Annotated in this window: 13 protein-coding genes; 4 read left to right on the top strand and 9 right to left on the bottom strand. The window is 60.1% G+C overall.

Going from position 1 to position 14,255, the window contains the following annotated elements; all coding sequences use genetic code 11:
- Window positions 1-19: 19 nt before the first annotated feature.
- A complete protein-coding gene (locus tag FSY59_RS20995; RefSeq protein WP_029158462.1) occupies window positions 20-1,039 on the bottom strand; it encodes a D-2-hydroxyacid dehydrogenase family protein in 1,020 nt (339 codons plus the stop codon).
- Between the two features lie 621 nt (window positions 1,040-1,660).
- Here FSY59_RS20995 and FSY59_RS20990 point away from each other — a divergent pair.
- Window positions 1,661-3,091, top strand: coding sequence for a diguanylate cyclase (locus FSY59_RS20990; RefSeq protein ID WP_255439622.1), 1,431 nt, complete (start codon window positions 1,661-1,663; stop codon window positions 3,089-3,091).
- 213 nt (window positions 3,092-3,304) lie between these two features.
- Complete coding sequence (locus FSY59_RS20985; RefSeq protein ID WP_029158461.1) at window positions 3,305-4,471, top strand: GGDEF domain-containing protein; 1,167 nt, start codon at window positions 3,305-3,307, stop codon at window positions 4,469-4,471.
- Window positions 4,472-4,482: 11 nt separating this feature from the next.
- On the opposite strand, the gene FSY59_RS20980 is transcribed toward FSY59_RS20985, so the two are convergent.
- Window positions 4,483-5,262, bottom strand: a complete 780-nt coding sequence (locus FSY59_RS20980; RefSeq protein WP_029158460.1) for a YoaK family protein — start codon at window positions 5,260-5,262, stop codon at window positions 4,483-4,485.
- 142 nt (window positions 5,263-5,404) lie between these two features.
- The gene (locus FSY59_RS20975) at window positions 5,405-6,622 is read right to left on the bottom strand and encodes a GGDEF domain-containing protein (protein WP_019042801.1); all 1,218 of its coding nucleotides are present in this window, start codon (window positions 6,620-6,622) and stop codon (window positions 5,405-5,407) included.
- A gap of 320 nt (window positions 6,623-6,942) precedes the next feature.
- On the opposite strand from FSY59_RS20975, the gene FSY59_RS20970 reads away from it, so the two are divergent.
- Complete coding sequence (locus FSY59_RS20970) at window positions 6,943-7,197, top strand: DUF333 domain-containing protein (protein WP_034399487.1); 255 nt, start codon at window positions 6,943-6,945, stop codon at window positions 7,195-7,197.
- A 391-nt stretch (window positions 7,198-7,588) separates the two neighbouring features.
- On the opposite strand, the gene FSY59_RS20965 is transcribed toward FSY59_RS20970, so the two are convergent.
- The 5 genes from FSY59_RS20965 to FSY59_RS20950 all read right to left on the bottom strand — a co-directional run bounded on the left by FSY59_RS20965 (window position 7,589) and on the right by FSY59_RS20950 (window position 11,107).
- Entirely contained in the window at window positions 7,589-7,783 is a 195-nt protein-coding gene (locus FSY59_RS20965) for a hypothetical protein (RefSeq protein WP_019042799.1), read from the bottom strand.
- Between the two features lie 67 nt (window positions 7,784-7,850).
- The gene (locus FSY59_RS27430; RefSeq protein WP_155496371.1) at window positions 7,851-8,021 is read right to left on the bottom strand and encodes a hypothetical protein; all 171 of its coding nucleotides are present in this window, start codon (window positions 8,019-8,021) and stop codon (window positions 7,851-7,853) included.
- Between the two features lie 1,143 nt (window positions 8,022-9,164).
- Window positions 9,165-9,512 (bottom strand): PRC-barrel domain-containing protein, encoded by a 348-nt coding sequence (locus FSY59_RS20960; RefSeq protein WP_019042797.1) that lies wholly within the window; start codon window positions 9,510-9,512, stop codon window positions 9,165-9,167.
- A 68-nt stretch (window positions 9,513-9,580) separates the two neighbouring features.
- On the bottom strand, window positions 9,581-9,775 hold the full coding sequence (locus FSY59_RS20955; RefSeq protein WP_148729596.1) for a hypothetical protein: 195 nt from the start codon (window positions 9,773-9,775) through the stop codon (window positions 9,581-9,583).
- A gap of 471 nt (window positions 9,776-10,246) precedes the next feature.
- Window positions 10,247-11,107 (bottom strand): hypothetical protein, encoded by an 861-nt coding sequence (locus FSY59_RS20950; protein WP_019042795.1) that lies wholly within the window; start codon window positions 11,105-11,107, stop codon window positions 10,247-10,249.
- A 383-nt stretch (window positions 11,108-11,490) separates the two neighbouring features.
- Between FSY59_RS20950 and FSY59_RS20945 the strand changes: the two genes are divergently transcribed.
- Window positions 11,491-13,293 carry a clostripain-related cysteine peptidase gene (locus FSY59_RS20945; protein WP_187427951.1) on the top strand — a complete coding sequence of 601 codons (1,803 nt, stop codon included), beginning with the start codon at window positions 11,491-11,493 and terminating at the stop codon, window positions 13,291-13,293.
- Between the two features lie 230 nt (window positions 13,294-13,523).
- On the opposite strand, the gene FSY59_RS20940 is transcribed toward FSY59_RS20945, so the two are convergent.
- Complete coding sequence (locus tag FSY59_RS20940) at window positions 13,524-13,967, bottom strand: universal stress protein (protein WP_019042793.1); 444 nt, start codon at window positions 13,965-13,967, stop codon at window positions 13,524-13,526.
- Window positions 13,968-14,255 lie beyond the last annotated feature (288 nt).

The raw sequence follows: 14,255 nt of genomic DNA, 5'->3' as shown, positions 1-14,255 counted from the left end.
CTGGCCGCGGCATCCCAGCCTAGCGGTTCAGGCGCAGCGGACCGTTGAAAACCTCGGGGTTCAGGATATTGCTGGGCTGGCCGTTGGCAAAGTTCACCACGTTCTCGAACGCCGCGCGGAAATACAGCTCATAGCTGTCCTGCTCCACATAGCCGATATGGGGGGTGCAGATGCAGTTCTCCAGCCTCAGCAAGGCATGGCCTTGCAGTATCGGCTCGCTTTCGAAGACATCGATGGCAGCCAGACCTGGGTGGCCGCGGTTCAGGGCGCATAGCAAGGCTTCGGGCTCCACCAGCTCGGCGCGCGATGTGTTGACGAACAGGGCGGTCGGTTTCATCCGCGCCAGATCCTGTGCCGTCACGATGCCCCGCGTTGCGTCGTTCAGACGCAGATGCAGCGACAGCACATCGCATTGCTCGAAAAAGGCTTCCTTGGAGGGGGCGCTCAGATAGCCGTCGGCCTCGGCCTTGTGGCGCGAGGCTTCGCTGCCCCAGACACAGACCTGCATGCCGAAAGCCCTGCCATAGCCCGCCAGCAACTGGCCGATGCGGCCGTAGCCCCAGATGCCCAGCATGCGTCCGCGTAGCACGCTGCCCAGCCCGAAGTTGGGCGGCATGGATGCTGCCTTGAGTCCCGACTGCTGCCAGGCACCATGTTTGAGATTGGCGATGTATTGCGGCAGGCGGCGCATGGCTGACATGATCAGCGACCAAGTCAGCTCTGCCGGCGCAATCGGAGAGCCCACGCCTTCCGCAATCGCCACGCCACGCTCGCTGCAGGCCTGCACATCGATATGCGCGCCCGCCTTGCCTGTCTGCGCGATCAGCTTGAGCCGGGGCAATTTATCGAGCAGCTGGCGCGAGATCTGGGTGCGCTCGCGAATCAGGACAATGACATCCGCATCGCGCAGCCGGACCGATAGCTGCCCCACACCCTTGATGGTGTTGGTGTAGACCTTGGCGTTGAAGGCATCGAGCAGCTTGGCGCAATCGAGCTTGCGAACCGCGTCTTGGTAATCGTCCAGGATAACGATGTTCACCACTGGCATCCTTAAGTAAGTGGCTGAGTTTATTGAATGAAATTCAATGCGATCAAAGGCTTAGGATTGCTCTCGTGAAAACTTACGCCAAATCGACGCCACCAGATTCCCTGCGTGCACACCCTACACATACCAGAGCTTAGCTCAGGTTTGGCACCGGATTTGAAAGCCAGGCTGACGCACGGCATTTGCAGCTGCTTGATGACCATGCCGCACGAAGTTCCGGGTTGCGAATGCCATTGTGATCCAGGCCGGAGACGGTCCGTGGCTTGCAGTGGCTGTGACCGGCAAAACTGGGGTTTACCGGTAGACGGACCTGTGCGTCTGCGCATCGAGCCAGCACGATCCCCAAACGCCGTACTGCCGGGCTTGCGCGGTATCTGCGGCATGGCCGCTTCAGGCCGACCGTTCGAGCCTTGCCGATGTGCAGTCGCTTGGTAATATCTTCTGCTTGATTCAGAGGCCAAGGCTTGCGCGTCCGGTCTGTTGACCAGGCAGTCGTTGTCGGTGCGCTGCCAAATGCAAACCGGTTCGCAAACCGGTTCGCAAACCGGTCCATAGAGGCAAAACGCCTGTCAAGCATTTCATATATGTCCAATCATTAACACCTCTGCTGGCCGCTTGCTCAATACCGGTGCAGATAGCGGTGACCGTGCGGGTGTCAGGGCCGGTCAGAAATTAATATGTCGCTGCGTTCCCAATCAAGGTGAGAATGTGGCGATGGAGAATAATAGTTATATTTCGTCACTTTCTGATTCTCGCCTGGAGACCCAAACGCAATTGCTTGAGGTGGCTGTGGCCCAGGCATTTAATGCCGTGGTGATAACCGATGCTGAAATGGCCGGCGGCGGCCCGTTCATTCGCTATTGCAACAAGGCATTTACCAGCATGAGCGGTTACTCCACAGAGGAGCTGCTGGGCCGGTCTCCGCGTATATTGCAGGGCCCCGAGACGGACCCGCAGGTGATTGAGCAATTGCGCCAATGCCTTGCCGAGGGACGCTTTTTCGAAGGCAGTGCAGTCAATTACCGCAAGGATGGAACGCCATACCATGTGTCCTGGAATATCTCTGCAGTGCGGGATGCAGACGGGAAGATCGCGCATTTTGTATCCGTGCAGCAGGATGTGACGCGGCAGGTGGAAAGCGAAAGGCAGCGGGATTTGATGATCCAGGCATTGAACTCGGCCAATGCGCCGGTATTCATTACCGATCGCAACGGCTATCTTGTGTTTGTCAATGATGCATTTGAGCGTCAGACGGGTTATTGCGCCGCTGAAGTAATGGGTCGCACGCCGGCCATGCTGCACTCCGGCTCACATACGGCACAGTTTTATGCCGAGTTGAGCGATGCCTTGGCGCGCGGAGAAAACTTCAGCCGGACTTTCATCAATCGGCGCAAGGATGGCGAGCTCTACCATGCCTCCCAGAGCATTTCGGCGCTGCGCGATGCCAGGCAGCGGATAACGCACTATGTGAGCATTTCCAAAGACATCAGCGACCTGGTTCAGCGTGAACAGGAACTGCTGGTACGGGCCTACCGGGACGATCTGACGGGCTTGCCCAACCGCAGCGCCGGAAGCTATGAGCTGGAAAATTGCCAGCGAATTGCCGAGCGTCAAGGCGTTCCCTATGCACTGATCATGTGCGACGTCGATCTGTTCAAGCAGGTCAACGATCAGTTCGGCCATGAAGCCGGCGACCGGGTTCTGCAGCAGATCGCCAAAGTCCTCAGGAGCACCGTACGGTCCTCGGAGCATGTTGCGCGCTGGGGTGGCGAGGAATTCCTGATCATCGTACCGGGCGTCGGCCTGCAGGCGGCCCTGGAGCTGGCCGAGCGGCTGCGCCGCAGCATCGCATCGCACAGCTACGCAGGGGCAGGAACCATCACCATGTCGTTCGGCGTGGGCGGCTGGCAGGCCGGAGAGGCCGGTGTGGATGTGCTGCGCCGCACCGACCAGGCCTTGTACCGTGCCAAGAACTCGGGCCGCAATCAGGTGGCCTCCGGCCCACAGACCCCTGTGCAGGCGCTTTCGCGGAGCTCCGATGCTTAGCCAGCCATGTTTGCCGTTGCCTGCGACAGCTCGATGTCGGTCTATGGGAGCAGAGATTTCTCAGGAAATAAATTCACCGATTTTTGGACACTTGCTAACATCGCCCCGAATTCAACAGTCCACTGATCAAACGGACTCCTTCTTCCTAACCTCAGAGCATGGGTAGCCACCAATGTGTAGCCGCGCGAATGAGCTTTACTGAACGGCTGATTCATGCCTAGCAATTTGCAGCTCTATTTGCTGGTCGCGCCGGTGTGCATTACCGCGCTGGGCGCGCTCATGGCTTTTTGCTGGCTGGCGCAGCGCCGTTCCGTATTCCTGCTCTCGACGGCCTGCGGCCTGACGCTGACCGGGATTGCCCTGGGACTGCAATGTTTGATGCCTGCCGGTGAGCTGGTGAAATGGGCTGTTTACACCGGGCCTGTATATCTGCTGGGGGCCTGGCTCTGCACCTGGGGAGTTGCCCAGAAATTCTCCGTTTCCTCCTATCCCAAGACCTCGGCCCTGGTGTCCATCATCGTTGTCGCTGCGCTCTATGAATACAGCGTCGTGCAGAACAATATTGCGGCGCGGGTGCTTTGGCTCAATACCGGGCTGGGCATCATTCACTTCATTCCCTTTCCTGCGATCGCGCTGAAAAAGGTCAAGCGTGACGGGCTGGAAAAGCTGCTGTACTGGTCTTACGGCGTGTTTGCCATCTATACGGTGCTGCGACCGGTCATGGTGTTGTATCTGGGCTTCAGCGAGCTTCAGGACATGCTCAGCTCGATCTACTGGCTGGTTACCATGCTGGGCTCGCTGCTGTTCAGTCTGGTCTTCTCGGGACTGATGCTCATTGTTTCCATGGCGGATGCCATGTCCAAGCTCAGGGAGGAGCGCAACCACGACGCGCTCACCGGGGTATTGAACCGTCGCAGCTTCTGGGAGCTTGCAGAGCCGCTGGTCCGCGATCGAAAAGCGCAGCCGATCTCGGTGGTCGTGGCCGATCTGGACCACTTCAAGCGGGTCAACGACAGCTGGGGGCACGAGTTTGGCGACAAGGTGCTCAAGGCCGCCGCGCAAGTCATACAGGCAGGGGTGCGTGGCACCGATCTGGTTGCCCGCTTTGGCGGCGAGGAGTTCGTGCTGTTGCTGACCCATGCCGACATCGATACTGCAGGGCGGGTGGCCCAGCGCATCCGTGTTGGAATCAGCGAAGCCATAGACGCTTTGCCCGACGGTCAGCGCGTGACCTTGAGCCTGGGCATCGTGGCATGTCCCTTGGGCAGCGACTTGCGCGAGGCCGTGATGCAGGCTGACCGGCAACTCTACAAGGCCAAGGAGCAGGGGCGCGACCAGGTTGTCGTGCACGATCCGACGGGTTCTGCAGCAGCGGCTTGAGCCGCGGGCGCTCAGCCCTTCTTGCTGAAGAGGGAGGGCCGCTCCGTCGCTTGCGCGGCATCGCGCAGAAAGGGCGGTACGGACAGGGCGAGCAAGAGAGCGGCCAGCGGCACCACGCAGATAAAGCCGATATGCTTGAAGCCCAGGGCGCCGGTAATGCCGCCCAGCACGAACATCAGGATCAGTCCTGCCGAAACCTGCATGCGGCGCCAGTCATGCCGGACCAGGGACGGCAGGGGCAGGCCGGCCTGGGCGTGGCGCTTCCAGAAGAACATCTTGCCCAGTTCCATCCCCAGATCCGTGAAATTGCCGGTCATGTGCGTGGTGCGCGTGCTGCCGCCTGAAGTCTTGGAACCCACGGCATTTTGCAGCCCCATCATGAATGACAGCAGCAGCACGGTCAGCGGCACCGCGAACGGGGTGTTCCACGTCAGGGTGACGGCGCCCATCAGGCCGAAGGCGATCAGCATCAGCGCTTCCAGCATCAGGGGCAGGGCATAGACGCTGTATAGATGCCGTTTGCGCCCCCAGTTGACCAGCACTGCGCAAACGGCCGCGCCGGTCGTGAAGGCGATGATGGCGCCCAGTGCGTTCAACAGCAGCGTGGCGTTTTCCAGCACCATGCCGTCGGCCACCTGCGAGGCGAAGCCCGTCATGTGCGAGGTATACATGCGCAGCACCAGAAATCCGCCTGCATTGACCGCGCCGGCGTTGAAGGCCAGCAGCAGACCCAGGGCGACATTGGTGGACGGCGTGCGGTGCCGGTTGGTGAGATGGCGAAGTCTGCGCATCAAGGATTCCACTGACAAAAGTGCAGCCATGGCGGATGCAGCAATGCCGGCGAGCCGGGCGCCGGCAACCCATGGTCAATCCTTGATTGTGGGCCAAATTGGATCAACGAGCTGTCCGGTGCGTGATGGCCGGATGCCTAGCCTACATCAGCAGGGCCATGGGATGGTCTGCCGGCATGGTCTGCTCGAAGCTGATGTCCGGGTAGAGGCGGCCCTCCACATGCACGCGATCACGCCCTGCATTCTTGGCGCTGTAGAGCAGTTGGTCAGCCTGGCGCAGCGCTCCTTCGAGCTGGTTGGCATTGTGGATGGCGGTGATGCCAAAGCTCAGCGTCACGGCCGGCCCGTCGGGCAGCACCTTCTGGTCGCTTCTCAGTTCCAGGCCTATGCGCCTGGCGACCTGCTCGGCGCCCGGCAAATCGATGCGGGTCAGCAGCACCATGAATTCCTCGCCGCCAAAGCGTGCCACCAGATCATTGCTGCGCACATTGTGCTGCATGGCTCTGGAGACCAGTTGCAGCACCTCGTCGCCCTTGTCATGTCCCCAGTTGTCGTTGATGCGCTTGAAGTGATCAATGTCGCTGGCTACCAGCGCCATGGGATACAGGCGCTTGTCGGCCAGGCGGTGCTGTGCGGTTTCTCCAAAGGCGCGGCGATTCAGTACCTGGGTCAGAGCATCCAGATCGCGCTCGGTGCGCAGCTGGCGCACGGTGTCGCGGATGGTGACGGCGCAGATCAGCACGGTGAAGAGAAGCGCAAAAAACAGAATGCTCATCAGCGTGGTCAGCCAGTAGGTCGAGTTGGCCTGCATGGCATCGCTGAGGCCGTTATGCGCGAAAGTCGCCACCAGCGTCGGGCGCAGCATGGTGAGGACGGCATAGGACAGATAGGACCACAGCAAAGTCCTGTCCAGCCAGTCACTGGAGAGGCCCCGCCTGAGGACTGCGGGCACCGGCAGCAGAAGAATCAGAGCGACGCCTATGCTGAATGCATGCAGCCGGCCTTCAGGGTTCTGCGTCAGATTGGCGAAGTAGTACAGCGAAGCCAGGGTGATGGAGCACAGGACAAGGACGGCGAGCGGATGCATCGGCACACGCCGGCGCTCTGAAAAACTCTTGGACAGACACCATGCTCCCGCCAGAAACAGCCCGTTGACGAGAACGACATAGTGGTTGAGGACCTCGAACTTCAGCACGCTGCGAATGCTGACGGACACTGCCGTCAGCATGAAGGCGGCGCACAGCCAGAGCAGAAAGCGTTGCCGTGGCTGGGTCACCCAGCACACACCGAGCAAGCCCGCGAGAAACAGCAGGGACAGCGATGGCATCAGCACATAGATGTAGTCGTTGCTCGTATGCATACACGCAGCCCTTCTGCTAGTGATTACCAACAGACAGGCCAGACTGGCCATATCCCTCATGGAATCTAAATGCCATGGCGATCGGCAATGTGTCAGTCGCTGATCTTCCGGATCAGAAATTAACAACTTCTTGCGATTTCTGACAGTTCCCTTTTTCCTTTTTTTGAGGGGAAATGACTAAAAGTGACATTCGCTGACAGCGTGCGCGGGGATGGCTGGCGCAAACCCTTGGCCCCAATGGGTGAAGCCCTGATGAAATGGCTCTGAAGCATGACTTTATGAGCCCCAGCGAGAGGGTGGGCATTTGCTACATTGGGCCCATGAAAAAAGCACTTGAAACCACCGGCGCGGTTCTTAGCGCGATTGCCATCAGCGGCTGTGCACAGCCTCGGGCCACAGCGCCTGCCGCGCCCATGGTCGGCATGGCCAACCCGGCCTCGGTCTACTGCGCCCAGCAGGGCGGCAAGACCCGTATCGAGAAGACGGGCGCTGGCGAGCGCGGCATCTGCGTGCTGCCCGACGGTAGGGAAATTGACGAGTGGGAACTGTTCCGCCGCGACCACCCCTCCCGGTAACGACGCCCTGAACCTGGCATTGGGCGGGCCTGGCCACCAGGGCGAGACGGTGCAGCTCATGCTGCGCATGAGCTGCGTGCCGGCAGGGCTGACCTGCATCTGGTCGGGGTCAAGGCTGCCGCTGCGGCCTGCGCAAGCTCGCTGCTGCGACCAGGAATGGCAAAGGCCCGCCGGGTAGCAAACCTTGCGGGCCTTGATGTACATGTCGAATTGACTGAATACTCGCTGAATTTGTGAGCGCCTTGCGCTTTATCTATATGAATTTAAAGGTGTTTTTATTCTGAAACCTAAGTATGGATTGCGTTAGATGCTTTGATTTTTATAGCGGAACGCGGGCAGATTGATGAGCATAACGCTGCCGCCGTGGATGGGCGATGTGCGTGGCGGCAGGTCAGGGCTTTTCGCGCAGGCATTGGACGGTATGGGCATCCAGCCATTCGGCGTGCATGCCCGGGCAGGCGAAATCATCGCGCACGGATTTGGTGAGGGTGGTGGGTTCGTCCGCCTGGGCACTGGGAGTTGCCAGCCACAGGGCACCCATGCCGATGGCGGCGACGAGGATCAGGGATTCGATGATCTTTTCCATGATGTTTCTCCGGTCTGGCGCTTATCAATCAAGCGCATATAGCTATCAGAATTGATGGATTAAGCGGTCAAAGCGGCCAGGCTTCGGGCGTGGTGGCAATGACGGCAACGGCGCTGATGAGGCCCAGCAGCGCAAGCATCCATTGCGCGGCACTCAGAAGCTTTGCTCCAAGGCCGGGGCGAGCAGGAGCAGGACCGCCAGGAGCAGTGCGAGCAGGGCGGTGGGGATGTGTGGCCATTTCACAGGCCTCCCTTCTCGCGCAGGCGCTGCACGAGGTCTTCATCAACGGGCTGAGGCACGGTGCTGTACAGCATGGAATTTCCTTTTGGCGAGAGGCAGGCCCGCTGCATGGGCGGGGGCGAATAAAAAGGCCAGTGCTCTTGCGAGCAGGCGAAACCAACGAAGGTGCGGAGTGAATGCGCTTCGCGCTCTGGCGGGGAAAACGAGGGCTGAGGCACGGATCTGCAAGCAGCGATTGCATCGGATTCTACTGTTATTTTTATCAGTGCTGTTTATTTGTACAGTAGTTTAGGGCTGAGCTGCATAGCGCGTCAACAGGCGTGAACGCAGGGTGTTGCGTGGCTGCAGCGGATGTCTGCGGGCAAAGAAAAGCCCACCGGCTTTCGCGGGTGGGCTTTTGAATAAAGGCCGATGCCTTGCGGCGTGCCTGAGGAAGCGGAGGGAGGGTCAGAGAACCTCAGGCTCGGCAGAAAACGATGGGCGTCTTCACCATCGGGTGTGACGACTGCGGCGATCCGGCGATCCGGCGATCCGGCGCAGTCCATGGTTGGTGCACTGCAGTATCCGCAAAGCGTATTTCAGGCCTTGATCTTGAGCAAGATCGTCTGCCCGGACGATCACACCGGATGGCCCCGCTTGACCCTGCGGGGAGGCCGCGCTGAGAACGTGTTGACAATCTCTAGGCAGCCGCGTTGGAGCGCCATCGGGATGAGTTCGAAGCGATGGCTCACCGCTTGCACCGGGGTGCAAGCAGGAGTCAGCGCGCAGCACATCGCCCGATTTCGCGCCAACCCTTCGGGACAGGTGCTTTGCGCACGCCCGGTCAGGGGCGGTCTGCGGCGTTGCCTCGCCGGCCGCGCGAATCCTCGCAATAGCGCGGCTATTGCTGCGGTATCGCGTGCGGGAGGGGCGCCCCCTTGCATCCTTGCATCCCAGCCCGCAAAGCCTGTGTCACGGCGCGAGGAGATCGTCAACACGTTCTTGCGACCCGCGGGGCCGGGAAGCTAGATTTGAACATCTCCGGGCAAAAAAAAGCCTACCGCGAGGTGGGCTGAACTCCAACAGGATGGCGGCCGGCGCTCACCGGCCTGCCGTTCTTCTTCGGATCGGGCGCTAGCGCTTGCGCGGCTGCGCGCCGGGCTTAGACAAAGGGCACACCGTAGTGATCGTAGACGCGGCGGCCGTAGTCGTCGGTGTATTCGGGCAATGCGCCACCTGCGTAGTGAGGGGCGTTTTCAAGCCGTTCCTTGGTGACGGAAACCACGTAACCGCCTTGACTGGGCTCGTATTTGAGGCTGTCCCACGGCAGGGGATAGAGATCCGAGCCTATGCCCAGGAAACCGCCAAATTGCATCACTGCGTATCGAACCTTGCCGGTGAGCTTGTCGATCATCAGTGAGTCGATGGACCCCAGCTTGTCGCCGTTGGGGTTGTAGACATTGGTGCCGTTGACACGATCGGATGAGATGACAGGTGAGGCTGATTGCATTCCTGCTCCTTTCTTTGCGTGGTTCAGAACAGCGCTGCCGCACAGGGCCAGCGCTGAGGCGTGCACTTTCAGTGCTGGGGCGTCTTGTGCTGCTGCCCATGCTGCTGCTGGGCGGGATTCTTTTGCTGGCCCGGGCTCTGCTGCTGTTGCTGGCCGGGCTGGTTGGTGTTCTGGCCTGGCTGGCGTTGCCCAGGGCTTTGCTGCTGCTGTTGCTGCTTGTCCTGCTGGTTGGGGCTGTGCTGCTGGTTGGCTTGTTGCGTCATTTCCTTCACTCCTTCAGGTTGGTGATCAGCAAACCGGTTGGCTTGCTGAGGGTCCATGGTCACCGACTCAGGAAAAACCCTTCTGTAGGAGAACGGGGCGCAAGCCTGAAAACTGTGAGTGAGCCGCCATTACGTAGCATTTGGTTTACGTTTGAGGCGGAACTCTCGATATTCCTAACAGGATTAATCCGGCAGGCAGGGGGTGCTGCCGCGATTCCCGCCGGATCTGGCCATGCCTGCAGTCTGCGCAGGCGCTCCTGCCGCAGTCTCTGCAATGCGCACGGTGTGAAGGGTGAGCAGCTCCGTGTGTCGATATGGCACGCAGCTGCTGGCGCGGACGTCAGCAGCCAGGCCTGCAGATGCAGGCTTTGAATCTCCAATTTTGATCGCTGCCAGCGCTTTTGGGATAAGCGATAGAGGCTGGGCGTCGTCAAATTCCGCTGCAGTGACTGACCGGTAGGGCTTTGCTGTTCAGGCCAGGCAGTTCAGGTCGTAGCCGACCATGAAGAGCGAGGCTTCCATGGCGCGCATGCGATCGGGCTGGGCGGCAAACAGGCCCGGGCTCTTGCGCAGGGTTTCGGCCATGACCCAGGCCAGCCGGACCTTGGCGCCGGCCCAGCGTTGGGGAGTGCCTTGGCTGGTGTAGAGCAGGGTGCCCGGCGACGGGGGCTGGTCAAACAGGCAAGCCAGTTTGTGCTGGGGCTTCTGGCTGCCGCCGGCAAGGGGAAAGCTCAGCGTGTCGGGCAACTGGCGTGTGCGGCTGTGGCGACGCCAGAACTCCACCAGCGCAGCCGCTGCGGCGCTGACGCGCGAATCATAGATGGGCAGACCTTCTGCCGAATAGAACGCATGCACCTTGGTGAGCATGGAGTTCATGAGCTGTACCGCCGGAAAGCCGCTGCGCAGATTGGCCGTGCCCAGCGCCATCTCCTGGTGGGTCTGGGCAATGTACTGGCTGATGTGGTTGCCAAGGCCCACGAGAAAGGGCCGTGCACCTTCCCTGGGGTTGCGCTCGCCGCCCCAGTCCAGCACATCGCTGCAGGCGGCCAGCGTGGCGGCGGCATCGCCGGCCTGCACGGCGGCGCGCAGCCCGGCAGACAGGGCACCGGTCTTGGCGCACGACTCGGCCCAGTCGCCCGTTGTCAGGCCGGTCGCCCGCCAGCGGTAGTGGTCGGGCACCAGGTCGGCAAAGCAGGTAGTGGCGTTCAAGCCTTTGGGTACATAGGTGGAGGAGCGAATGTCCAGCCGAATCTGTCGCTGCGGCAGTGTGGCTGCGAGCCAGTCGGTGAAGCCAGCCACTTCGGGCTGTTGCAGAAATTCGGTGCGATTCATGGGTGTCTTGGGGCCGGTTGGATGGCTGGAAAGGCTCATTTGCGCTTTTGCCCAGCGCGATGATTATGGCGCCTGTGGAATCAATTTTGATAGCTGCAGGTGCTTTATTCATCAGTGCTTTGACCTGCTCCTTCTCCGGGGAATAGGCGTGTGAATCCTGCTTGCAGGGACGGGCGGCAAGGAATGTGTGCGCACCCTGAAAAAGCCGATAAAAGTCGATTCATGGGGCGGGGCCTGGATGGACTGATCGATGGATCCGTTTGCGCTGCTAAATACCTGATTCCAGTGATTGTTTCTGTCTAGCTCAAAAGTTGTAATTCCTATTCATTGAATATTTCAAAAAGTAATGGGAGGCAGCTATGCGATGGATTCGATGGTGGGGGATGTTGTTGCTCACGATGCTGCTGATCGCCTGCGGTGGAGGCGATGGTGACAGGCCGCGCGCAAAAACCACGATGCTGGTCTATCTGGTGGCCTCGGATCTGATTGCCAGCGCGGAGGGCGATCTCACCCATATGCTGGCAGCGGCCAGCAGCAAGGACATCAACGTGGTTCTGCAGGTCGGCGGCGGCTCGGCTGCAGGCTCGGTGGCCGGTGTCGATCTGACGCAGACGGTGCGCTACCGGCTGACTCCTGCCGCAGCCCCTTCGAATGGCAGGGGCTGGACTCTGGAGCGACTGCCTCAGGCAGAGCAGCCAGGTGCTCAGGTGGCCATGAACAAGGCCGATACCTTGCGCAACTTCATCCAGTGGGGAGCACGCCAGTACCCCGCGCAGCAATATGCGCTGACGCTCTGGAACCATGGTGGCGGCCCGGTCGCGGGATTCGGCTGGGACGAGGCATATGGCGGTGGTAAATCCATGAGCGTGAAAGACATCACCAGCGCAATCCAGCAGGCCGATGTCAGGCTGGAGCTGCTGGGCTTTGACGCCTGCCTGATGTCCAGCCTGGAAGTGGCTGCGTCGCTACAGCCCTATGTCAACTATCTGGTGGCTTCGGAAGAGGTGACCACCGGCTGGGACTGGACCAGACTGGTGCAGTACATGGTGGACAACCCCCTGGCCAGGGGCGATGCCCTGGGCAAGACCATCGTGGACACCTACAAGCAACAGAATGGCTCGCTCGACTTCACGGCCTATGCGGTGACCGACCTCCAGCAGATCCCGGCGCTGATTGCCGTGCTGGAAAAGGCTGCTGCCCGCCTGCATCAGTCACTGCAGAGCGGCGGGCTCGACGCCTGGGTGCAACTGGCTGCGGCACGGCGCAATGCCGAGGATTTCCAGACCAATATCTTCAACACGCAGTTTGATCTGGTGGACGTGCTCTCCTGGGTCAATGAGCTTGCCGCGCGCAGTCTGCTGAGCAGCTCGATGCAGCAGGACATTCGCACTGCATTCGACCGTGCGGTGATTCACAAGGATGGCGGCGAGGACGAAGCCTACGGCCTGATGATGTACTTCCCGCGCTATTCCACGCTGAACTCTCGCCTGCTGGCGCAGTACGCGGAGCTGGACTTCTCCGCCCCTATCAAAGGCTTTGTGCAGGCCTATGCCGCTTTTGCGGGCAGCTCGCTGATGCCGCAAATCACTGTGACCAGCCCGGTGCTCAGCGGCAATGCCTTCAGCGCGCTGGTCAACAGCAATATGCCGGGCCTGGGCCGTGTCTTTGACCGGGGCTATGCCGTGCTCACACAAAACGGCCTGGCACTGGCCATGCAGCAGCTGGATGTGAACGGCAATGAAGTTCGTCTGCCTCAGTCCCAGGTCTGGCCGCATCTCGATGGGCAGGTGATCACCATGCTGCCCGAAAACGATGAGGACACGGTGTTCATGATCCCTGTCAGGATGCTTGACGAATATGGTAGCGAAGCTGACGGCATGCTTTATGCGCTGCAGGACGAACAGGGCCGCTTGGTCGTGAAGTACAAGCTTTCCTCGCAGGGGCTTGCCGGTATCGGCCTGGCCATGGCCGAGATTGAAGAAGACGAAGAATTCCATCCGCTCGTCATGAACGCGCAAGGGCAGTTGGTGGATTCCGGCGTCGAGCTGATCGCCCCCGAAGGCGACTGGATCATCGAGATGCAGGCAGTCAGTGGAAGCGGCTACAAGCTCTATGCCGCAGCCTCCGATCTGGTCGGGCGCCTCAGGATTTCGCCCACTTCGGTGGACCTGGTCACGGCGAACTGAAGCTCGCCCAACGCAAAAGGCCATCGACAGATGGCCTTTTCATTCCGTGCCTGAGCTTTGCCATACTCCTTCGTCGCGCATCCCGGTGCTCTCTTCGTGGGCCAGCTGGCAATGCTCCGTGTTCCCGAGGCATGTCTGGCTGGCACGCTTGAAAAGCGCCCCGACGCACGAAGGCGTCGGGAGCGTTGCTGGTCTGCCGAGTGCCGCCGCGAGTCTTTGCCGCGCAGCCCTCAGGGGCGGTGCACCAGCACCGGGATACTGCTGTTGATCAGCACGCGCTGGGTTTCGCTACCCAGCAAAATGCCGGCGATGCCCTTGCGGCCATGCGATGCCATGCAGATCAGATCGCAATGGCTTTCCTGGGCTGTCTTGATGATGGCCTGGTTGACGGAGATGCTGGTCGCCCGCAGCGTCTTGCACTCCACGCCCGCGGCTGCGGCAATGTCGGCCGCAGTCTGCAGTACCTTTTCGGCTTCCTTCTGGGCACTCTTGTCAAACTCGGCGGAGTTGTACGACATCAGTGCCTCGGCGCCGTAGATGATGGCGGAGTAGTCCGGCATCACATACAGCGCGGTTACCTGCGCGCCTTGCTCCTTGGCCAGCTGTATGCCTGCGTGCAGCGCTGCTTCGGAGAGTTTCGAGCCATCCGTGGGAATCAAAATATGCTTGAACATGTCTGCCTCCTTGCGCGCCAGCGCGCATATTGGTTGCCAGATGAAATGGACCGCTTCAGGCCGATTTCCGTCCCCATACTCACACTCGGAAGCAGTTAATGCAAGCTTGGGAGTGTCGGTTCATGCAGTATCTTGATCAAAATCAAGAGGTAAGAAAATGATTGGAAAGCGGATTAATCATCTGTAGTTGAATCGCTGATAGCTATTAAAAGAATAGTTGTGGCATTGGATTGCTTTCGGCAAATACCTGATTCCAGTGATTGTCCTTGTCTAGCCCGAAATATGTAA

Origin of the sequence: Comamonas sp. Z3, from assembly GCF_008121565.1 — a bacterium.
Classification (GTDB): domain Bacteria; phylum Pseudomonadota; class Gammaproteobacteria; order Burkholderiales; family Burkholderiaceae_C; genus Comamonas; species Comamonas brasiliensis.
This window is presented reverse-complemented; position numbering and strand designations above follow the sequence as displayed.